Origin of the sequence: Nocardia ignorata NBRC 108230 (assembly GCF_001612905.1) — a bacterium.
GTDB classification, from domain to species: Bacteria; Actinomycetota; Actinomycetes; order Mycobacteriales; family Mycobacteriaceae; genus Nocardia; species Nocardia ignorata.
In genome coordinates, this window is sequence record NZ_BDBI01000002.1 from 350867 (window position 1) to 372110 (window position 21244).

General features: G+C 68.6%; 18 protein-coding genes and 1 pseudogene. 8 read left to right on the forward strand and 11 right to left on the reverse strand.

Annotation, left to right across the window (positions count from 1 at the left end):
- Positions 1 to 3: 3 nt before the first annotated feature.
- From NI2_RS02050 to NI2_RS02075, 6 genes are read right to left on the reverse strand one after another with little or no spacing between them, the layout of a single operon-like run.
- On the reverse strand, positions 4 to 1947 hold the full coding sequence (locus tag NI2_RS02050; protein ID WP_243749762.1) for an acetoacetate--CoA ligase: 1944 nt from the start codon (positions 1945 to 1947) through the stop codon (positions 4 to 6).
- A 19-nt stretch (positions 1948 to 1966) separates the two neighbouring features.
- Positions 1967 to 2782 (reverse strand): HpcH/HpaI aldolase/citrate lyase family protein, encoded by an 816-nt coding sequence (locus NI2_RS02055; RefSeq protein ID WP_067485246.1) that lies wholly within the window; start codon positions 2780 to 2782, stop codon positions 1967 to 1969.
- Positions 2779 to 3258 carry a MaoC family dehydratase gene (locus NI2_RS02060; protein ID WP_067485249.1) on the reverse strand — a complete coding sequence of 160 codons (480 nt, stop codon included), beginning with the start codon at positions 3256 to 3258 and terminating at the stop codon, positions 2779 to 2781. Before NI2_RS02060 ends, NI2_RS02055 begins: the two co-directional genes overlap by 4 nt.
- Positions 3255 to 4415, reverse strand: coding sequence for an acyl-CoA dehydrogenase family protein (locus tag NI2_RS02065; RefSeq protein ID WP_067485252.1), 1161 nt, complete (start codon positions 4413 to 4415; stop codon positions 3255 to 3257). Before NI2_RS02065 ends, NI2_RS02060 begins: the two co-directional genes overlap by 4 nt.
- Complete coding sequence (locus NI2_RS02070; RefSeq protein WP_067485886.1) at positions 4412 to 6523, reverse strand: acetyl/propionyl/methylcrotonyl-CoA carboxylase subunit alpha; 2112 nt, start codon at positions 6521 to 6523, stop codon at positions 4412 to 4414. The genes NI2_RS02065 and NI2_RS02070 overlap by 4 nt, the downstream gene beginning before the upstream one ends.
- A 5-nt stretch (positions 6524 to 6528) precedes the next feature.
- A complete protein-coding gene (locus NI2_RS02075; protein ID WP_243749761.1) occupies positions 6529 to 8136 on the reverse strand; it encodes a carboxyl transferase domain-containing protein in 1608 nt (535 codons plus the stop codon).
- 90 nt (positions 8137 to 8226) lie between these two features.
- Between NI2_RS02075 and NI2_RS02080 the strand changes: the two genes are divergently transcribed.
- Positions 8227 to 8877 carry an SACE_7040 family transcriptional regulator gene (locus NI2_RS02080; protein WP_067485890.1) on the forward strand — a complete coding sequence of 217 codons (651 nt, stop codon included), beginning with the start codon at positions 8227 to 8229 and terminating at the stop codon, positions 8875 to 8877.
- Here NI2_RS02080 and NI2_RS02085 read toward each other — a convergent pair.
- Positions 8861 to 9589, reverse strand: a complete 729-nt coding sequence (locus NI2_RS02085) for an ABC transporter ATP-binding protein (RefSeq protein WP_067485255.1) — start codon at positions 9587 to 9589, stop codon at positions 8861 to 8863. The genes NI2_RS02080 and NI2_RS02085 overlap by 17 nt on opposite strands.
- A gap of 10 nt (positions 9590 to 9599) precedes the next feature.
- Entirely contained in the window at positions 9600 to 10652 is a 1053-nt protein-coding gene (locus tag NI2_RS02090) for an ABC transporter permease (RefSeq protein WP_067485259.1), read from the reverse strand.
- Positions 10653 to 10781: 129 nt separating this feature from the next.
- Between NI2_RS02090 and NI2_RS02095 the strand changes: the two genes are divergently transcribed.
- The 4 genes from NI2_RS02095 to NI2_RS02110 are packed head-to-tail and all read left to right on the forward strand — an operon-like array spanning position 10782 to position 13356.
- The gene (locus NI2_RS02095) at positions 10782 to 11960 is read left to right on the forward strand and encodes a sensor histidine kinase (protein WP_067485262.1); all 1179 of its coding nucleotides are present in this window, start codon (positions 10782 to 10784) and stop codon (positions 11958 to 11960) included.
- Positions 11957 to 12574, forward strand: a complete 618-nt coding sequence (locus NI2_RS02100; RefSeq protein WP_067485265.1) for a LuxR C-terminal-related transcriptional regulator — start codon at positions 11957 to 11959, stop codon at positions 12572 to 12574. The genes NI2_RS02095 and NI2_RS02100 overlap by 4 nt, the downstream gene beginning before the upstream one ends.
- 57 nt (positions 12575 to 12631) lie before the next feature.
- A complete protein-coding gene (locus NI2_RS02105) occupies positions 12632 to 12886 on the forward strand; it encodes a type II toxin-antitoxin system Phd/YefM family antitoxin (RefSeq protein ID WP_067485268.1) in 255 nt (84 codons plus the stop codon).
- Positions 12883 to 13356: a type II toxin-antitoxin system VapC family toxin gene (locus NI2_RS02110; RefSeq protein WP_067485271.1), complete on the forward strand. Its 474-nt coding sequence runs from the start codon at positions 12883 to 12885 to the stop codon at positions 13354 to 13356. The genes NI2_RS02105 and NI2_RS02110 overlap by 4 nt, the downstream gene beginning before the upstream one ends.
- 107 nt (positions 13357 to 13463) lie before the next feature.
- Here the strand turns inward: NI2_RS02110 and NI2_RS02115 are convergent.
- Positions 13464 to 13817 (reverse strand): annotated as a pseudogene (locus NI2_RS02115) (PIN domain-containing protein); the annotation flags it as partial.
- A gap of 83 nt (positions 13818 to 13900) precedes the next feature.
- On the opposite strand from NI2_RS02115, the gene NI2_RS02120 reads away from it, so the two are divergent.
- Positions 13901 to 14326, forward strand: coding sequence for a PPOX class F420-dependent oxidoreductase (locus NI2_RS02120; RefSeq protein WP_067485274.1), 426 nt, complete (start codon positions 13901 to 13903; stop codon positions 14324 to 14326).
- Position 14327: 1 nt separating this feature from the next.
- Here NI2_RS02120 and NI2_RS02125 read toward each other — a convergent pair whose 3' ends face one another.
- Together NI2_RS02125 and NI2_RS02130 are read right to left on the reverse strand one after the other, a co-directional pair.
- A complete protein-coding gene (locus tag NI2_RS02125; protein WP_084475784.1) occupies positions 14328 to 15047 on the reverse strand; it encodes a thioredoxin-like domain-containing protein in 720 nt (239 codons plus the stop codon).
- Between the two features lie 92 nt (positions 15048 to 15139).
- Entirely contained in the window at positions 15140 to 16348 is a 1209-nt protein-coding gene (locus NI2_RS02130) for a TerD family protein (RefSeq protein WP_208115320.1), read from the reverse strand.
- A 244-nt stretch (positions 16349 to 16592) separates the two neighbouring features.
- Between NI2_RS02130 and NI2_RS35510 the strand changes: the two genes are divergently transcribed.
- Positions 16593 to 20060 carry an Ig-like domain-containing protein gene (locus NI2_RS35510; protein WP_067485277.1) on the forward strand — a complete coding sequence of 1156 codons (3468 nt, stop codon included), beginning with the start codon at positions 16593 to 16595 and terminating at the stop codon, positions 20058 to 20060.
- A 28-nt stretch (positions 20061 to 20088) separates the two neighbouring features.
- Entirely contained in the window at positions 20089 to 20838 is a 750-nt protein-coding gene (cobM, locus tag NI2_RS02140; RefSeq protein WP_067485280.1) for a precorrin-4 C(11)-methyltransferase, read from the forward strand.
- Positions 20839 to 21244: the final 406 nt, after the last annotated feature.

The window sequence follows — 21244 nt, forward strand, 5'->3', positions numbered from 1 at the left end:
GTATTAAACGGTGTCGGAGGGCGTGATCCGGGCATACCAGTCGAGCAGTGCCGGGTCGTCGACCGCGCTGCGTTCCACGACGCGAGCCGGATCGGCGCCCTGGAAGAGCTTCTTGATGGGCACCTCGAGCTTCTTGCCGGTGCGGGTGTGCGGAATGCCCGGGGCGTCGCGGATCTCGTCGGGCACGTGCCGGGGCGAGACCTCGCTTCGGATGGCGGCATTGATCCGGGTTTTCAGCTCGTCGGTGAGTTCGGCGCCGGGTGCGAGCACGACGAACAGCGGCATCCAGTAGCCGCCGTCGGGCTGTTCGGCGCCGATCACCAGGGCCTCGGCGATCTCCGGGAACTGCTCGACCACCTGGTAGATGTCGGCGCTGCCCATGCGGATACCGTGCCGGTTGAGGGTGGAGTCGGAGCGTCCGTGCACCACCACGCTGCCGTGCTCGGTGAGGGTGATCCAGTCGCCGTGGCGCCACACGCCGGGGTAGGTGTCGAAATAGGCGTCGCGGTAACGCTTTCCGTCCTCGTCGCGCCAGAAATAGACCGGCATCGACGGCATCGGCTCGGTCACCACGAGCTCACCGACCTCGCCGCGCACCGGCTTGCCCTGCTCGTCGAACGCGTCGAGAGCCACCCCGAGATACGGTGCCGACAGCTCACCCGGCCACACCGGTACGGTCGGCGCGCCACCGGCGAAGGCCGACACCACATCCGTGCCACCGCTGATCGAACTCACCTGCACACGCGGGCCGACGTTCTCGCTCAGCCACAGCGCGCTCGTCTCCGGCAGCGCCGAACCGGTGATGCCGACCGTGCGCAGGGCGGACAGGTCGTGATCGGTGCGCGGCACCGCACCGGCCTTGATGCAGCCGAGCACATACCCTGGGCTGGTGCCGAATACGGTGGCACCGACCTGGGCGGCGATGCGCCACAACGCATCCGGGCCGCCCGCGGTGGGGCTGCCGTCGTAGGTGACGATGGTCGCGCCTGCCAGCAACCCGGCGACCTGGAAGTTCCACATCATCCAGCTCGGGCTGGTGTACCAGAAGAAGACGTCATCGGTGCCGATATCGGATTGCAGGGCAACCGCTTTGAGGTGCTCGAGCAGCACGCCACCGTGGCCGTGGACGATGCCCTTGGGCAGTCCCGTCGTGCCGGAGGAGAACACGATCCACAGCGGATGATCGAAATCGACCGGGGTGGTTTCGATGATGCCGAAATTCTCGTCGGTGACCGTGTCGGCCCAGGCCAGTGCGTCCGGCACCGAGAGACCGAGCTGAGGCACGACGACGGTCGCGCGCAGACCGGGCAGCCCTGCTCGCAGCGCGGCGATATCGGCTCGCTTGTCGTGGTCCTTGCCGCCGAAACGGTAGCCGTCGGCGGTGACGAGCACCGTCGGGTCGAGTTGTCCGAGCCGGTCGAGCGCGGCCTTGGCGGAGTAGTCCTGTCCACAGGCGCTCCACACCGCACCGATGCTCGCGGTCGCGAGGAAGGCGACGACCGCCTCCGGGATGTCGGGCAGATACCCCACCACCCGGTCACCCGCCTCGACCCCGTGTTCCCGCAGGGTACGGGCGAGAACGGTGACCTGCTCGATGAGGTCGGACCACAGGATCTCGCGCGGTTCGGCGTCCTCGTGCAGGGCGATGATCGCGGGCCTGCCGAACTGGGCCATCCGGATGATCTGGTCGACGTAGTTCAACCGCGTGCCCGGAAACCATTGTGCCCCCGGCATTTCCCGGGAACCGAGGACCTCGCCCGCCGTCTCACCGAGTTCGAAGTAGTCCCACAGCGCCTGCCAGAACCCCTCGAGGTCGTCGACCGACCACTGCCACAGGGCTCGGTAGTCCGGATAGGAGACGCCGGTGCGGGCGGTGACGAACGCGGCGAAATCGGTGATCCGGGCAGCCGCGATGTCGTCGTCGGTCGGTACCCATTGTGGTTGCACTGGCGTGGTCCTCCTCGGTTCAGGACAGGTCGGCGCGGCGCACGATCTGCTCGGCATGACGCAATACCGGTGCGTCCACCATGCGCCCTTCGAAGGCGAATACGCCACGGTGGTTCGGGACTTCGGCGAGAACCCTTCGCGCCCAGTCGGTTTCGGCCTCGGAGGGCGCGTACCCGGCGCGGATCACCGGAACCTGACTCGGGTGGATGGCGACCTTGCCGTCGAAGCCGACCGCGACCGCGTCGAGCGTTTCCGCCGCCAGGCCGTCCAGATCCTTGATGTTCAGATACACCGAATCCAGCGCGAACCGGCCGAACGCCTTGGCGGCGAGCAGGCTGGTGGAACGCACATGCCGGGCGATGTCGCGGTAGCTGCCGTCGGCGTGCCTGCTGGCATTGCCGCCGAGCCCGGCGATCAGGTCCTCCGCGCCCCACATCACCCCGATGGCATTGTCCACCTGCACCGTTTCGGTGACGCGCACGGCGCCCAGGGGTGATTCGACCAGCACGATCACCTCGCACTCGGCGAGATTGCGCACCTGCTCGGCGGACTCGCACTTGGGCAGCATCACCCGCCGGTAGTCGGTCTTGGCGAGCACCGCCAGGTCATCGGTGTGGTCGTCGGTGCCCGCGGCGTTCACGCGGATCACGGTGTGCTGCGGGTCCAGTGGGGTGTCGAGCAATGCCTGCCGAGCGGCGGCCTTGTCGGCGGGGGCCACGCCGTCCTCGAGGTCGAGGATCACCACGTCGGCGGCCGCGGCGGCTTTGGCGAAGCGTTCGGGACGGTCGGCGGGGCAGAACAGCCAGGCCGGACCCGTCGGCTGCCAGGCGCTCATGTGGTCGGCGCCTTGCGTACCAGGGTCTGCCGGACCGCGGTCGCCACCACCACGCCGTTCTGGTTGCGCGCGGTGTGCGTGAGGCTGACGATGCCCTCGCCGGGACGGCTCTTGGACTCGCGTTTGCCGGTGACCAGGGTTTCGGCGTACATGGTGTCGCCGTGGAACAGCGGGGCGGGCACGGTCATCTCGGAGAAGCCGAGGTTGGCGACCAGCGTGCCCTGGGTGAGCTGGGCCACCGAGAGCCCCACCAGCGTCGACAGCGTGAACATCGAATTCACCAGTCGCTGGTTGAACGGTGGCTGGGCGTCGGCGAACGCCGCGTCCAGGTGCAGGGCCTGGGTGTTCATGGTGAGGGTGGTGAACAGGACGTTGTCGGCCTCGGTGATGGTGCGGCCGGGCCGGTGCTCGTAGATCGTGCCGATCTCGAACTCCTCGAACCACAGGCCGCGCTGCACCACGCGCTTCTCGGTCACAGTCCGAGCTCCCTTGCGATCAGCATCAGCTGTACCTCCGTTGTGCCCTCACCGATTTCCAGGATCTTGCTGTCACGGTAGTGCCTGGACACCACGTACTCGTTCATGAACCCGTTGCCGCCGAAGATCTGGGTGGCGTCGCGGGCGTTGTCCATGGCCGCCTCACTGGCCACCATCTTCGCGATCGAGGCCTGCTTCTTGAACGGTTTGCCCGCCAGCATGAGGGCGGCCGCGTCGTAGTAGGCGGTGCGCGCGGTGTGGGCGCGGGCCTCCATCCTGGCGATCTTGAACGCGATGGCCTGATTGCGGCCGATGGCCTGGCCGAACGCCTGCCGCTCGCCCGCGTACCGCACGCTCTCGTCCACACAGCCCTGCGCGGCGCCGACCGCGAGCGCGGCGATGGCGATGCGGCCCTCGTCGAGGATGCGCAGGAAATTGGCGTAACCGCGACCGCGCTCACCGAGCAGGTTCTCGCGCGGCACCCGCACATCGGTGAAGCTCAGCGGATGGGTGTCGGAGGCGTTCCAGCCCACCTTGTTGTAGGCGGGCTCGGCCACGAAACCCGGCGTCGAGGTCGGCACGAGGATCGTGGAGATCTCCTTCTTGCCGCCGTTGTTGCCGGTCACCGCGGTGACGGTGACCAGGCGGGTGATGTCGGTGCCCGAGTTGGTGATGAACTGCTTGCTGCCGTTGATCACCCAGCTGTCACCGTCCTCGACGGCCGTGGTCCTGGTGCCACCGGCGTCGCTGCCCGCGTCGGGCTCGGTGAGGCCGAAACCGGCCAGCGCCTGCCCGCTGGTGAGCTGGGGCAACCACTCCGCGCGCTGGTCGTCGTTGCCGAACCGGTAGATCGGCATGGCGCCGAGGGACACACCCGCTTCGAGGGTGATGGCCACGCTCTGGTCGACCTTGCCGAGTTCCTCCAGCGCGAGGCACAGGGCGAAGTAGTCGCCGCCCATGCCGCCGAACTCCTCGGGGAACGGCAGGCCGAACAGGCCCATGTCGGCCATGCCTGCCACGACCTCGTACGGAAAGCTGTGGTCGGCATCGTGTTTCGCCGACACCGGGGCGACGACCTGCTGGGCGAAGTCGCGCACGGTGAGGGCGAGCTGACGGTATTCCTCCGGCAGGGAACCGGTGGACAGGTAGTCGGTCATGCGGTGGTTCCTTCACGTTCGGTGTCGGCGTCGGCCGTGTTCGTGTCGTCGGTTTCGGCGGGATGGGCGACGACGCGCACCAGCACTTGGTCCAGCTTCACCTGGGTGCCAGGCGAGGCGAGCACCTCCACCGTGCCCGCTACCGGTGCGGTGAGGGTGTGCTCCATCTTCATGGCCTCGATCACGATCACCGGATCGCCAACGGCGACCGTCGCACCGTTCGCGACCGGTGCCGCGATCACCGAACCCGGCATGGGGCTGCGGATTTCGGCGTCACCGACGTGCGCGGCATCGCCACGCACACTTGCCTCCGCCACTTCGCGCAGCACGCAGACGCGCCCGTTGCCGCTCACCCACAGCTGGTCGTCGGCTTCGGCCACTCGCAGGGTGCGTCGCAGGCCGTTCACGGTGAGTGCGAGTCCGTCGTCGAGCAGCGCGGCTGTCAGTGAGCAGGCGACCGGATCGCCGGGGCGTTGCGATGTAGCCGGGTGCTGCGGGCTGCCCGGGTCTTGTGTGTCGTTCGCCAACCACACATTGGCGGAATCCGGTGTACCCGTGATGAACACGTGGCGCACCTGATCGCCCGAAGCGAGCCGGATCGCGGTCGGCGCCGGCGTTCCGAGTCGCCAGCCCGACGGAATCGACCACAGGTCGGCATCGGGCTTCGGCCAGCGACGCAGCCAGTGATACGTGGCGGCGGCGATGAATTCGTCATCGGTCGGCTCGGCGGGGGCGAAGTCGGTGACGCGGCGGTCGAGCAGCGCGGTGTCGAGGCGGCCCGCCTGCACATCGTCGTCGGCCAGCAGGAAGCGCAGGAACTCGATATTGCTGGTGACACCGAGCAACACCGTCTGTTCCAGCGCCCGGTCGAGCGCGGCGAGCGCATCGGCGCGGGTGTTGCCGCGGGCGATCACCTTCGACAGCATCGGGTCGTAGTCGCTGCCGACCACGGTTCCCACGGACAGCCCCGAATCCACCCGGATGCCCTCGCCTTCCGGCTCGGTCAGGGCGAGCACCGTGCCACCGGTGGGCAGGAATCCGCGGCCCGGGTCCTCGGCGTACACGCGGGCCTCGATCGCGTGCCCGACCAGGTGGATCTCGTCCTGGGTGCGCGCCAGTTTCTGCCCGGCGGCCACCCGGACCTGGCATTCCACCAGGTCGATGCCGGTGACCATCTCGGTCACCGGGTGTTCCACCTGCAGTCGCGTGTTCATCTCCATGAAGAAGAACTCGTCGGGCCGGTCGGCCGAGACGATGAACTCCACGGTGCCCGCGCCCACGTAGTCGACGCTGCGCGCGGTATTGCAGGCCGCGGTGCCGATCCGGGCCCGGGTGGCGGCGTCGAGCAGCGGCGAGGGTGCCTCCTCGATGACCTTCTGATGCCTGCGCTGCAAACTGCACTCGCGCTCGCCCAGGTGCACCACATTGCCGAAAGCGTCTGCCAGCACCTGCACTTCGATGTGCCGTGGCCGGGTGACGAAACGTTCCAGGAACAGGGTGTCGTCGCCGAAGGCGGCGCCGGCTTCGCGGCGGGCGCTCACCAGCGCGGCGGGCAGGTCCTCGGCCCGCTCGACCAGGCGCATGCCCTTGCCACCACCACCGGCCGACGGCTTCACCAACACGGGATAGCCGATATCGGGTGCGGCGGTGATCAATTGGTCGTCGGTGAGGCCGGGTTCGGCGATGCCGGGGACCACCGGCACACCGAACGCCGTCACCGTCTTCTTCGCGGTGATCTTGTCGCCCATCACCTCGATGGCCTTGGCGGGCGGTCCGAGGAAGACGATGCCCGCATCGGCCAATGCGGCGGCGAACGCCGAATTCTCCGACAGGAAGCCATAACCCGGGTGCACCGCCTGCGCGCCGGAACGCACAGCGGCGTCGACGACCTTCTCGATCGACAAGTAGCTCTCGCGCGCGGGCGCCGGGCCGAGTCGCACCGCGACATCGGCCTCGCGCACATGGCGCGCGTTCTTGTCGGCGTCGCTGTACACCGCGACGGAACGAATGCCCATGGCACGCAACGTCTTGATGACGCGCACCGCGATCTCACCGCGATTGGCGACCAGGACGGTGTCGAATTCGACGGGTTGGGATTTGTTCAGCATGTCGCTCACATCCGGAAGACGCCGTAGGAAACGGGTTCGAGTGGCGCTTGCGCACACACCGAAAGGGCTAGTCCGAGCACGGTTCTGGTGTCGGTGGGGGCGATCACGCCGTCGTCCCAGATGCGCGCCGTCGCGTAGTAGGGGTTGCCCTGGGTTTCGTACTGCTCGCGGATCGGGGCCTTGAATGCCTCCTGATCCTCGGCCGACCAGGGCTTGCCCGCGCTGTCGAGCTGGTCGCCGCGCACCGTGGCCAGCACCGAGGCGGCCTGCTCGCCACCCATCACCGAGATGCGGGCGTTCGGCCACATCCACAGGAAGCGCGGCGAATACGCGCGCCCGCACATGGAGTAGTTGCCCGCACCGTAGGAACCGCCGATCACCACCGTCAGCTTCGGCACCCGCGCGCACGCCACCGCGGTGACCATCTTCGCGCCGTGCTTGGCGATACCACCGGCCTCGTAGTCGCGGCCGACCATGAAGCCGGTGATGTTCTGCAGGAACAGCAGCGGAATCTTGCGCTTGTCGCACAGTTCGATGAAATGCGCGCCCTTCATGGCGGATTCGCTGAACAGCACGCCGTTGTTGGCGACGATGCCAACCGGATGACCGTGGATGCGGGCGAAACCGGTGACCAGGGTCTTGCCGTACTCGGCCTTGAATTCCTGGAAACCGCTCTCGCCGTCGACGATCCGGTCGATCACCTCGCGCACGTCGTACGGTGTGCGCGGGTCGACGGGGACCACGTCGTAGAGCTCGTCCTCGGGCTTGGCGGGCGGGGTGCTCGGCAGCACCTCCCACGGGGCCTCGGGGCGCGGGCCGAGCGTCGAGACGATATTGCGCACGATGCGCAGCGCGTCGCGGTCGTCGTCGGCGAGATGATCGGTGACGCCGGAAGTGCGCGAATGCAGCAGGCCACCGCCCAGTTCCTCGGCGGTGACGACCTCGCCGGTCGCCGCCTTCACCAGCGGCGGGCCGCCGAGGAAGATGGTGCCCTGGTCGCGCACGATCACGGCCTCGTCGGCCATCGCGGGCACATACGCGCCACCGGCGGTGCACGAGCCGAGCACAGCCGCGATCTGCGCGATGCCGCGCGCGCTCATGTTCGCTTGGTTGTAGAAGATGCGGCCGAAGTGGTCGCGGTCGGGAAACACCTCGTCCTGGCGGGGCAGGAACCCGCCGCCGGACTCGACCAGGTACACGCACGGCAGGTTGTTCTGCGCGGCCACCTCCTGGGCGCGCAGGTGCTTCTTCACCGTGATCGGGTAGTAGGTGCCGCCCTTGACCGTCGGGTCGTTGGCCAGCACCAGGCATTGCCGGCCCGCGATCCGGCCGATGCCCGCGATCACGCCCGCGCCGGGGCATTCGTCGTCGTACATGCCGTTGCCCGCCAGGGGCGCCAGCTCGAGGAAGGGGCTGCCCGGGTCGAGTAGTTCGTCGATGCGGTCGCGGGGGAGGAGCTTGCCCCGGGCGACGTGGCGTTCGCGCGACTTCTGCGGGCCGCCGAGCGCGGTCGTGGCCAGCCGTTGCCGCAGGTCCGCCACCAGGGCGAGGTGCGCGTCTCGATTGCTCGTGGCGGCCTCGGTGTCGTTGCCGAGGTCGTGTGTCACCGTCATCGGGCCATCCTGCCATCCGGTTAATCGCCAATAACTGAAATTCAGGTTAATGTTGATTAACCAAGTTGTCCAGAGGTGGAAGGAGCGCCGGTGGCCGAACCCGTCCAGGCGACCCGGCGCGAGCAGCTCAAGGCGCAGCGCCGCGAGCAGTTGCTCACGGCAGGCGCCCGGTTGATCGCCGACCGGGGTTTCCTCGGTGTGCGCCTCGACGACCTGGGCGCCGCCGTCGGTATCAGCGGACCCGCCGTCTACCGGCACTTCGCGAACAAAGAGGCACTGCTGGTCGAACTGCTCGTCGGCATCAGTGAGCATCTGCTCGCCGGCGGCCGCGCCGTGGTCGCCGAATCGTCGACGGCCGCCGAAGCCCTCGCCGGCCTGGTCGACTTCCACCTCGACTTCGCCTTCGGCAACCCCGAACTCATCCGCATCCAAGACCGCGACCTCGACAAGGTCCCCACCCCCGAACGCCGAGTCCTGCGCCGCACCCAGCGTCAATATGTGGAGGTGTGGGTCGAAGTTCTCCGTGAACTGACCCCCGCCCTCCCTGAGGACACTGCCCGCATCCAGGCCCACGCCGCCTTCGGTTTGATCAACTCCACGCCGCACAGCGCATCGGCGGCGAGTGCGGCCAAGGCTCGGCCGGTGCTGCGAGAGATGGCATTGGCCGCACTCGGGGGCCTGCGGGGCTGCGTCGAGCGGATCGGGTCCGAGGATTCCGGATCGCTCACCCGTCCACGGTGACCGGGAGGTCCAGCGGGGCCAGCCGGCCGTCGTTCATGCGGTAGACGGCGTCCATGCGGTGCAGGTGGGTGGGATCGTGGGTGACCAGGATGGTGGCGGCGCGGTGGTCGCGGGCGATGGTGGTGATGAGATCGATGATCGCGGCGCCGCGCTCGGAGTCCAGCGCGCTGGTCGGTTCGTCGACCACGAGCAGGGAGGGGTCGTTCATCAGGGCGCGGGCGATATTGACCCGCTGACGCTGTCCGCCGGAGAGCTGAGCCGGACGCTTGTCCGCGTGCGCGGACAAGCCGACCGCGTCGAGTAGCTCCCTTGCACGCGAACCGGTTACGTCCCGCCGAGCGGGCGACCGAAAGAACGCGCTCCCGCCGAGGTGCGCGGTGACCTCCAGCTGTTCGACCGCTGTCAGTGCCGGAATGAGATTAGGCTGCTGGAAGACGATGCCCATCATGGTGCGGCGGACGGTGGCCGCTTCCCTCCTGTTGAGCCTCTCGAGATCGACTCTGCCCGTGCCTGTTTCGAGCATCACTGAGCCCTCGTCGGGTCGGATCAGGGTTGCGGCGACGGCGAGCAGGCTTGACTTGCCCGACCCGGACGCACCGGTGACAGCGGCGATCGTGCCGCCGGGCACATGCAGGTCCACCGTGTCGAGCGCGGTGAGCCGCCCGGCGCCGTCGGGATAGGTGAGCGTGACATCAGCGAGGGTGAGCGCCATGGGAAGTCCTTCAGCGAGTCGCGCCGAGCGCGGTCAGTGGATCGGTGGTGAACAGGAAGCGCAGCGCGACCGCGGCACCGGCGAGACCAAGCACGATCAGGGCGAGCGCGGGCAACAGAGTCGTCGAGAGCGAGAGCACGAAGGGCATTGCGTCACCGATGAACAGTGCGGCGGTCGCGGTGATACCCAGGCCGGCCGCGACACCGGTGACGAGCACGATCGCCGCCTGCGCCAATGCGTCGAGCACCAGCGAACCCGAAGTCGCGCCGAGGGCCTTCAACGTGGCGATATCCGGCTGCCGCTGCACCGTCCACACGGTGAAGAAGGCGCCGATCACCAGCGCGGAAATGGCGAACAGCAGCACCGTCATCAAGGTGAGCGAGCTGTTCTCGGCCTGATAGGAGCCGATCGCCGCGACGGCGTCGCGGGCGGCAACCGTGTGCGTCCCGGCTTCGGCGTCGAGATTGTCGCGGGGGTCGTAGCCGAGCACGGCGAGAACCGTTGCCGCGCCGGCGCGGGGGCTTACCGCCTGCCAATCCGACATGCTCGTCCAGAGCACCGGGGTGTGGCTGTACCACTCGTCACCGGCGACGTCGGCGACGGTGAACTCGCGCCCGGCCAGCACCACGGTGTCGCCGGTGTCCGCGGCCAGTTCGCGCGCGGCACCGACACTCAGCACCACCGCACCCGGTGCGGTAGCAGGGCGATTGCTGAATGCGGACGGATCGCCGCCGAACACCGCGACCTGTCCCGGGCTCCCGCCCGCGTGTTCGGCACGGGCACGCGAGATGCCGATCGGGGTGACCTCGATCCCGTTAACCGCCCGCCACTGCGCGAGCTGTTCCTCGGTGAGCACCGAGGAGTCGAAGGAGGGGGCGGCGCCGGTGTCGGCGAACACCACCCGGTCGGCGCGCAGGCCCTGGACGGCGGAGATGTTCTGGTGGGCCAGCCCGGCGGTGAGACCACTGAGGAAGCTGACAAGCACAGCGACCAGCAGGACAACTGTGGTGATCAACAGGAATCGTCCGCGGGCGGCCCGCAGATCTCGGAGTGCGACGAACATGCCTCCACCCTCGTCGGATGCGCGTGCCGTGCCATCGCACCGGCGCAGGAAATCTGGTCCATCCAAGGTCGGCCCGTGTTTACACCTTTCGATGGATGCCGCCGCGATAGCCGCACATAAGCTGGTCGGGTGAAGTCGTCCCTGCTGACGCCGGTCGTCACCACCCTGCGCCTCGGTCTGCACGTGCTGGTGACGGTGCTGGCCGTGGTCGTTGCGGTGCGGGCGCTGCTGCCCGGCGGGGGCGGACACGGTGCCCTCGTGGTGGGGTTCACGGTGCTGTGGTTGGTCGTCTACTTCGCCGGCACCGAGATGCCGCTGCGCTCGGGCGATCGGAGCCCGCGGATCGTCTGGGTGTGGCTGGCTGCGCTCACCGGGCTGTGGCTGGCTCTGCTCGGGTTCACTCCCGACGCGGTCTACCTCGCTTTCGGACTGTTCTTCGTCTACCTGCACCTGCTGCCGAGGCCATGGGGCATCGCCGCCGTTGTACTGGCGACGGTGGTCGGAGTGGTCGGATTCGCGGCGCATCGTGGCTGGTCGGCGGGGGCGGTGGTCGGGCCGGTGCTCGGTGCGCTGGTCGCTGTCGGGATCGGGTTCGGGTATCAGGCGCTGTATCGCGAGGCCGTCGAACGTGAACGCTTGATCGACGAGTTGGTCAGCACCAGGGCGGTTCTCGCCGACCGGGAACGCACGGCGGGCAGGCTCGCCGAACGCGAGCGCCTAGCCAAGGAGATCCACGACACCGTCGCCCAGGGGCTCAGCAGCATCCAGTTGCTCCTGCACGCAGCCGAACAGGCCGCGCCGGATCACCCGGTGCTGGACCGGATTCGGCTCGCCCGCGAGACCGCCGCCGCCGATCTGGCCGAAACCCGAAGGCTCATCCACGAATTGGCGCCCGCCGCGCTGGAAGGACAGTCGCTGGCCGAGGCGCTGGACCGGATCTGCGAACGCGCGGGGACGGCCACGCTGTCGACCCAACTGCTGGTGGAAGGCGAACCGGAACAGCTGCCGATGCCGGTGGAGGCGGCGCTGGTGCGGATCGCGCAGAGCGCCGTGGCCAATGTGGTGCAGCACGCCGCCGCCTCGCGTATGCGAGTCACCCTCACCTACGACGACACCGACGTGCACCTCGATATCGTCGACGACGGCGTCGGCATCGATACCGAGGTCCTACGCAGGCCACGCTCCGGGGCATACGGATTGGCCGCGATGCGCAGCCGCGTCGAGCAACAGGGCGGACGGATGACCATCGAATCGGAACCGGGACACACGGCTGTCACCGCGTCCTTTCCCCTGGGAGCGGGCGCATGATCCGGCTGCTGCTCGCCGACGACCACGCCATCGTGCGGGCCGGTCTGCGCGCCCTGCTCGAGGCGGCAGGCGACATCACTGTCGTCGGCGATGCCGCCGACGCCGACGCGGCGGTGGCCTTCTGCGCCGCGAATCCGGTCGACCTGGTGCTGATGGATCTGCGCTTCGGGGACGGCCGCACCGGCGCCTTTGCGACGGCGAGCCTGCGCGCTCTCCCCGACCCGCCCGAGGTCCTCGTGGTCACCAATTACGACACCGATGCCGACATCCTCGGCGCTATCGAGGCGGGTGCCGTCGGCTACCTGCTCAAGGACACCCCGCCCGCAGAACTCCTCGCCGCGGTACGCGCCGCCGCGGCGGGGGAGAGCGTGCTCTCGCCGACGGTCGCGTCGCGCCTGATGACCAGGGTCCGGCGCGCCGACACCACACTCAGCCCGCGAGAGGTCGAGGTGCTGCGGCTGGTCGAGGCCGGGTTGTCCAATCGGGACATCGCCAAGCAGCTTTTCCTCAGCGAGACGACGGTGAAGTCGCATCTGGTGCACATCTACGCCAAGCTCGGGGTGAAATCCCGGACCTCGGCCGTGGCGACCGCGCGGCAGCGACGTGCGCTCTGATATCGGCCGACAGTGGCTACAATTAGTTATGCATTTGTCGCCACTATAAGGAGCGTCATGGAGATCGGTGTGCGGGGCCTGCGGGACCATCTCAGTAGCTATCTGGCTGACGTGCGAGCGGGCCGGACGGTGACAGTGACCGATCACGGCAAGCCGATCGCCCGGATCGTCCCTGTTGATCGGCTGACCGCACTGGAGCAGCTGCGGGCGGAGGGGCGAATTCAGCCGGCTCGAAAGCGTAAGCAACCCGCACCGGAACCGGTTCAGGGCAGTGGAATCGTGTCCGATCTGATCGATGATCAGCGCCGGTGATCGGCTACTTCGATACGTCGGCGTTCATCCCGCTGCTGGTCGTAGAGCCCAACAGTGCCGCATGTAGACGGTTCTGGGATCTCGCTGACGACGTCGTCGCAAGTCGGCTGCTCTATGTCGAATCGGCAGCGGCATTGGCTCAAGCGCACCGGATGGGCAGGCTCGACACCTCGGCATTTCGCACGGCTTCGCGTTTGCGGGACGAACTGTGGCAACAACTCGACGTGACCGAGGTAGATGAGAGGTTGGTCCAAACTGCGGCGGTCTTCGCGGAGCGTTATGCGCTTCGGGGTTACGACGCCGTCCATTGCGCGGTCGCCGCACAACTCGATGACCCTGACCTAGTTGCGGCATCTGGTGACGGGAAGTTGCTCGCCGCCTGGAAGTCCTTGGGAATCGCGACATTCGATTCGAACGCACCTGACGACCAGCGCGATCAGTCGATCGGAGACCGATCCACCTTCGACTAGTCAGGTCATAGGTCGGGGACCTGCGGGTCTATGTCGAGCGAAGTCGGTTCGAAGTCGATGTCGTCATCGTCCATGCTCAGGCGGGCGGCCGAATCCCGACTGTCGGCGATCTGATTCCACAGCCAGCTCGGGCCGACTGTCTCGGCGCCATGCGCTGCGACTCTTACGCGCAACTCCCGGTCGGCGGTAACTACGATGATCGTGGCGTAGTCCTCGGTGGCGACCACGTCGACGATCGTATCGTCGCCCGACCTTTCGGCGAGAACGGCTTTCAGCGGGGCGGAGGCCGCGTCCGCGCTTGCTTTCGCGGCACCTTCGAGCACCACGATGACATCGGTGGTGTCGGTGAGGCCGGCGAGTTCGGCAAGCAATCGCCGGGCGGCACCGGCTCGGTCCTTCCACCACCCGTCGGGGCGCGAACCGATGACGTTGGCCGCATCGACGACGATCAGCTGGTCCATCAGTCCAGTCTGCCCCTCCCGCGAGGAGCGACAGGCCTCGCGGGTTCCTGGGTGGCGGCGGGGGAGGGGCCTACGCTGGGCACATGACTTCCCTGACGGATCCTCAGGTGCGAGAGTTCCTTTCCCACGGCACACGGACGGGCAAGGTGGCGTTCACGGCCAAGGACGGGCGGCCGTTGGTGACGCCGATCTGGTTCATCGTGGAAGGCGATGAGCTGGTGTTCAACACCGGGAAGGAGACCGCGAAGGGACGGGCGTTCGCGCGGGATCCCCGGGTTGCGGTCTGTGTGGATCTGGAAGAGCCACCCTATGGGCTGGTGGAGGTGCAGGGGACGGTCGAGTTGTCGGAGGATCCGGCGGAGCTGGTGCGGACCGCGACCGCGATCGCCGCCCGGTACATGGGTGCGGACCGGGCCGAGGAGTTCGGCAAGCGCAACGGGGTGCCGGGGGAGCTCGTGGTGCGGGTGCGGCCGACGAAGGTCATCGCGCATTTCGACATGACCGGGTAGGTCAGCGGGGCGCGGGCACATCCGGTTCGGGCGGGAGGACGGGTACTTCGGTCGGGAAGACGGGCTCGTTGTTCATCGGTGCGGCGTCCAGGCCGGGAGCGGACGGGTCATAAGGCGCGGGATCGCGGTCGAAGATCGGATTGCTGCAGGAAGCGCCGGGTTCCGGTGTGGTGTAAGGGTTGTTGCGCAGGGCGGTGATGAACTGGTCGACGCGCGCGTCGGTCGCACTGTCGGGGACGAGCTGGTGGCCCCACGACTGCAGCGAGATCGGATCGGCCATGTTCGGGATGGGCGACATGAAGGTGTATGTCCTGCCCTGCACCTTGTTCCGCAGCGTCGCCTGATCGTCCGCACTCACCCGCGCGGGGTCGTAGGCGATCCACACCGCGCCGTGTTCCATCGAGTGCACCGCGTTCTCGGTCCGGATGCCCTCGGGATAGACGACACCGTCGCAGGCCGCCCACACCGCATCGTGCGTGCCACCCATCGGCGGGATCGACGTGTACGCCACCCGCTGCGTGCTCGGCACATGATTGCCGAGCGGGTATGCGGCGGTGACGACACCGGGGATGTCCTTCGCCGGGTCCTGGTTGTCCTCGGAAGGCGCGAAGCTGTCCATGGCCGTCGTCGGATGACCTTTGACGGCATCGTCACCACAACCCGCGAGCGTGACCGACGCGACCGCCAGCAGGCACGCGCTCACTCTGTTCCGTACCCGCATGGGCCCCTCCTCGTCGTGCCGGCGCTCGCCGTCCGAGACGAACTTACTGGCAGTCCGTCCACACCGCCGTGGAGTCGGCTCCGGCGGTGCGATCAGGTGTTGGAACGACTGGTCGAGATGAACCGTTTGCCAGGGTCGACCATCTTGCGCACGGTCGCGCCTTTCGCATACTCCCCGAGCGCAGTCATATTCCAGCCGTGTGCGTCGCGGGTGAGCATCGCGAGGAAGACGCCCGTGGTCGGTTCGCCCTGGGACAGTTCGAAGCGGACCAGTTCGGAGCCGGTGTGGTCGTCGAGGAGACGGCAGTGTGCGCGACCGACCTGATCGAACTTGTGGCCCGCGAAGGAATTGACGGTGAAGATCAGGGCGTAGACCTCGGCGGGTAGGGCCGTCAGGTCGACGGTGATGACCTCGTCGTCGCCGTCACCGTGGCCGGTCAGGTTGTCGCCGGAGTGTTTGATGGCGCCGTCGAATGCCTCGCGACGTAGGAACCAGACGTTGGTGAGTTTCTTGGCCCGGTCGTCGTAGGCGATGACGGAGGCATCGAGGTCGATCTTGGTGCCGTGGGTCGCCGGGTCCCAGCCCAAGCCCATTCGCACCTGGGCGAGTGGCGGTGCACCGGCCTTGGTGAGCGACACCGTTTCGCTCTTGCGCAGGGTCACATGTCCTTTCGACAGGTCGACCGTCGGGCGTCCGAAGCGCGGTGGTTCGGGGGAGGTCGTCGGTGCGGATCGAACCTCGGGCGGTGGGGCAGGCTGGCTCTCGGCGGGTGACGGCGGCTGCGCCCCGGCTGCCGAGTCCTGGGCCGGTTCGTCATCGACGCTGATGCCGAAATCGGTCGCGATACCCGCCAGCCCCTGCGCGTATCCCTGACCGACCGCACGGACCTTCCACCCATCCCCGCGCCGGTACAGCTCGCAGGCGATCAGCGCGGTCTCCGGCCCGAGCCCGGTCGGGGTGAACGCGGCGAGCAGGGCGCCGGTCGATTCGTCGGTCACCGTGATCCGAGGCGGTCCGGCCCTGCCCCAATCGGCGGGTCCGGTGCCGTCGAGGCTGACGGTGAAGGCGATCCGGTCGATCTCGGCGGGCAACGCACCGAACGACACACGGACGGCCTCGGCCGAGACGACCTCGACGCCCGGCCCGACCGGCTGGTTGTAGAAGACGAAATCGCTGTCGCAGCGCACCTTTCCGGCGGCGGTCAGCAAGAGCGCGGCGAGGTCGGCTCCCGTGTCGGCCGCCACCGTGACCCGCACCTCGCTCGACGGCACCGGTGCGTTCGCGCCCTTGGACAACTCCATGGTCTACCTCAACTCATCGGGAGCCCGTCGTCGCAACGGCCTTCGTCGCCACCGAACCTACTGCCGTGCCCGGCGGGCATCCAGCCGAGCGAGCGCAAGGAACCAGGATTCCTTCTCCGCCAGACCCATCGACATCCCCGATGACCAGCAGAAATACGCGCGTCGTTGGCAGGTCGGGGCGGTAACCGGGGCTACCGTTTCGACAAGTTTCGTAAGCGACGAGGCCGGCGAACGGAGTTCTGGCATGGCCGGACGGACTGCGGCCCAGGCGTGGGTCGCCACGCTTGTCGGTGTGGTGCTCGTGCTCGGCACCGCGACGCACGCGTCGGCCCAGCCGCCGGGCCCAGCCGCCCAGCGCACGTCCGACCATTTCGAGGATCCCGAATCCGGCTTGTCGATCGACGTGTTCTATTGCAGCGACCGAACCCAGACCTACCGGGTCCCACCGGGCACGACGAGCCTCTACATCGAGGCGGTCGGTGGACAGGGTCAGACGCCGAACCCGAACTTCACCGGCATCGGCGGGCTCGGTGGCCAGGTCAGCGGTGGGCTGCGGGTGAGTCCGCAGCAGGAGTTCCAGGTCCAGGTCGGGTGCGCGGGTGGCGAGAACGGCGGCTTCTCGCCGTACGCCTCCGGTGGTGCCAGGGGTGAAGCGGTCGATCAACTCACGAATTTCGGCACGGTCTACTCGAGCGGCTGGGACGGCGGTGGTGGTGGCGGCGCGTCGGCCGTGCTCGGGCCCGACAACGAGCCCGTGCTTGTCGCGGGCGGCGGAGGCGGCGCGGGTGGCAACGCCCCGGACTGCTATTCCGTGTCGCCCGTGCAGGATTCGACGTTCTTCTATTGCGGTGGCGGCTCCCGTCGCGACGGCGGTGACGGTGGCGACGGCAGCGCGGCGGTCGGCTGGCAGGAAGGCCCGCCGTGGACCGGCGGAGCGGGAGAGAACAACCCGGCGGGCACCACGCCGAGCGGTCTGACCTGCGGCGGCACCCGCGCGGGCGGTGCGGGCCACACCTTCGACAAGACCGGCGGCGGTGGTGGCGGGGGCGGCGGGGGCGGTGGCTACCTGGGGGGTGCCGGACAGGGCGGCGGCTGCGGCGGAGCGGCCGCACCGGAGACACCGATCACGCACGGACCGCACGCCGCGCCGGGCGCCGGTGGCGCGGGTGGTGGTGGCGGGACTTCGTATGCGTCGCCGAGCCTTTCGAAGGCGAGCGTGACCACCGCGTCGGTCTCCGGTGACGGCTACGTCCTGTTCCTCACCTCGGCCGACGGTGTCCGCACGACGACTTTCGGTGTGCACGGCGAATCCGCGCAGTACTACTGCGTCGGCGACGGCGTGGATGAGATCTTCGCCGACGTACTCGGCGGGTCCGGCGCGGGCGGTGGTCACGACTTCGGCGATGTGGGCACCGGTGGCGCGGGCAGCGGTGTGCAGGCGGTGATCGCGGTGCAGGAACGCAAACAGCTGAAGATCGATGTCGGGCATTACGGCGGGCCCGGCGGCGGCTGGGGATACGGGACCGGCGGGGCGCGTGGCACCGCCGACTCCGGCGCGTCCTACAGCGGGGCGGGCGGTGGTGGCGCGTCGGCGGTGAGCCAGAACGCCGCCGACTGCGGCACTCGACCGTCCTCGGACAACCGGCCGATCATCGTCGCCGGGGGTGGTGGCGGCGGCGGGGGCAACGGCTTCAGCGCCGATGGTGGCGACGGTGGCGACGGCGGTCCCCAGCCCGGCGACGGCACCAGTGGCGGCTTCGGTGGCGGCTTCGGCGGTGAGGGCGGCAGCGAGCGTGGCGTGCACGGCGGCCACGCCACCGGCAGCTCCACCGGCGGTGGGGGCGGTGGCGGTGGCGGCGGCAGTCACGGCGGCGGCAAGGGCCACGGCGCGCAGGACGGCAACGACGGTGGCGGTGGCGGTGGGGGCGGCGGCGAGTCGATCGTCGACAGCGTCGCGAACCAGCCACCGCACTTCTACAACGGGCCCGACGGCAGTCATGGGAACCGGGACCGGCTCAACGACGGCAAGGTGCAGCTGATCGTCCCGATCCCGTCGAAACGCAGTCGGGTGGAACTGATCTCCGGCAACAGCCAGAGCGCCTACTCGGGACAGCCCTTCGCCGAACCGCTGCGGGTGCGCTTCGTCGACGCGATCCACGGACCGCAGGCGGGCAAGTCGATCACCTTCGCCATGCCCGCCGGCCAGCCGCCCGCCGCCGTGTTCGACAACGGCCGCGACACGATCCGGGCGACCACCGACGCCGACGGCTACGCCCAGGTGAACCTGACCGCGCTGCCCGCGACGCGGCAGGGCGAACTGCCCGGCGGTTTCCTGGTCGACGCGTCGGCCACCGACGATCCGGCACACCTGATCGGCGGCGCGGTGTTCCGGCTGCACGACGACCAGGTGCCGACCGAGATCGAGGTGACGACGACCGCGCCGAACCACATCGCCCAGGTCGGTGAACCGGTCGGTTTCAGCGCGAAGGTGAGCCAGAAGCCGGGAACCACACCGGCGTTCGGGACACCCACCGGGCATGTGCGCTTCGAGATCGACGGTGTCGCGACACCGGGACCCATCGAGCTGGTCGACGGGGTGGCGACCCTGCCGCCGGTCGACGGCCTGCGGCCCGGCACCCACCACGTGCTCGCGACCTATCTGGCCGACGACCCGAGCAGGGTGTTCGCACCGGTCTTCGGCAGTGTCGGGGTGCTGGTGCAGACGGTGAAGGTGCCCACCGAGGTCCACCTGACCCTCCCGCCATCGCCGGTGCTCGCCGGTGCGGTCGTCGGCGCCACCGTCACCGTGCCGACGCCGAAGCCGGACGCGCCGAAACCCACCGGCGCCATTCAGTTCTCCCAGAACGGTTCCGCACTGGGCGATCCGGTGAGCCTCGGCCCGGACGGCACGGCGAGTTCGCCGCCGTTGCGGGCAGGCTCAGGCACGGTCGAGGCGCACTATTCCGGTGACGAGGTCTACGAACAGTCGACAGGCCGGGCCGAACTCACCGTGTACACCGCCACCTCGACGACGAAGGTGAGCGCCGGCCACAACCCGGTCACCTACTTCGAGCAACTCGACCTCACCGCGACGGTCACCCGTGACCCCGCAGGCGCGATGGACACCGGCACCGTCCAGTTCTCCGCAGACGGCAAGCCGCTCGGCGCACCGGTCCCGGTCGACGCCGGGCTCGCCATCGCCCGTGATGTCGACGTCTCCCACCTGGGCTTCGGCACTCATCTGATCACCGCCGACTACTCGGGCGACGCGGAGTCCGGCGTGGCGCCCAGCCGCGGCACGATGACGCTGTGGGTGCTGAAGGTCGGCGGTTCGCCGGGCGACCACCCCAGCGACGTCGGCGTGCACCTCGACCTACCCCGCACCGCCGACCCCGGCCAGCGGGTGACCGCGACCGTCACCGTCACCAATGTCGGCGGACGACAAGCCGCCGACGTCGAAGCCCGGCTGTCGACCCAGGGCTGGCACCGCCTGCTCGATCCCGGCGGCGGTGAGGTGCGGCAAACGCATGTGCGATTCCGGCTCCCCACCCTCGAAGCGGGTGAGACCCGGACCTTCAGCGTCGTCCTCGAAGCGCCACAGCGCCTGGCGCTGATCACCTCGTTCCTGCACGCGTCGAGTGCGAGCACCGACATGAACCCGGCCGACAACCTGCACCTCGCCTCGACCTTTGTCCGGGCGCGAATGAGCTGAGACCTTCTCGGCGTTCTACGCTGCTGCCATGACGGTGCATTTCATCGGGGCGGGCCCCGGCGCTGCCGACCTGCTCACGGTGCGCGCGGTGAACTTCCTGCGCGACAGCCCGGTCTGCCTGTACGCGGGCACCTACCTCGACCCCGAGGTACTGGCCCACTGCGCGCCCGGCACGGAACTGATCGACACCCAGCGCCTCGACCTGGACCAGATCACCGCCCACCTCGTGCGGGCCCATGAGGCGGGTAAAGACGTCGCCCGCCTGTGCTCGGGCGACCCGTCCATCTATTCGGCACTCACCGAACAAACCCGCCGCCTCGACGCACACGGCGTCCCCTGGGACATCACCCCCGGCGTCCCCGCCTACGCGGCGGCCGCGGCCGTCCTCGGCACCGAACTCACTGTCCCCGAGGTGGTGCAGTCGGTGGTCCTGACCCGCACCCAGGCCCGCTCGACGAAGATGCCCGAGGGTGAGGCCCTGGCGAACTTCGCCGCCACCGGCGCCACCCTCGTGCTGCACCTGGCCATCACGAGGATCGAAACCCTCGCCGACGAACTGGCCGAGGAATACGGCTCAACCTGCCCGGTCGCCGTCGTCTACCGAGCCAGTCAGCCCGAACAAATGGTCCTGCGCGGCACCCTCGCCGACATCGCCGCCCAGGTCGAATCGGCGGGTCTGCGCCAAGCCGCCGTCATCCTCGTCGGCCGTGCGATGAACATCCCCGCCACCTGCGCCCAGTCACACCTCTACGACCCGGCCCGTCAGCGCGGGGAGTGATCCGCGCCCGGGCATGTGACCCATCACTCAATCGCTCGCGCGCCCGACCGCGCGAGTCGGGATGTGAGGTGCACGGAACAGTCAGCAAACCGGGTGCGACGGATCTACCTGGGTCGATGCCCGCCAGCTATGGAGGTGGTTGGTTGCGGGGCAGCGGCACCGGTAGATTGGTGCGATGGTTTGCGACGAGCACACCGGCGCGGTCGGCCGGACGGTCCGAAGCATGGTCTCGGCCATGTAACGAGATCGGCTGAGCCGACAGATAGTGCCTATGGACATTTTTTGCCTGATTGATTTCGAGAATTGAACCCGAGACGCAGGCGCCACCGCTGGATCTGGCTGGGCGTCTGCGTTCCGGTGTCGTCGGGGAGCGCCTGGAACGGGTGTTCCGGAAGCGAGGTTTGGG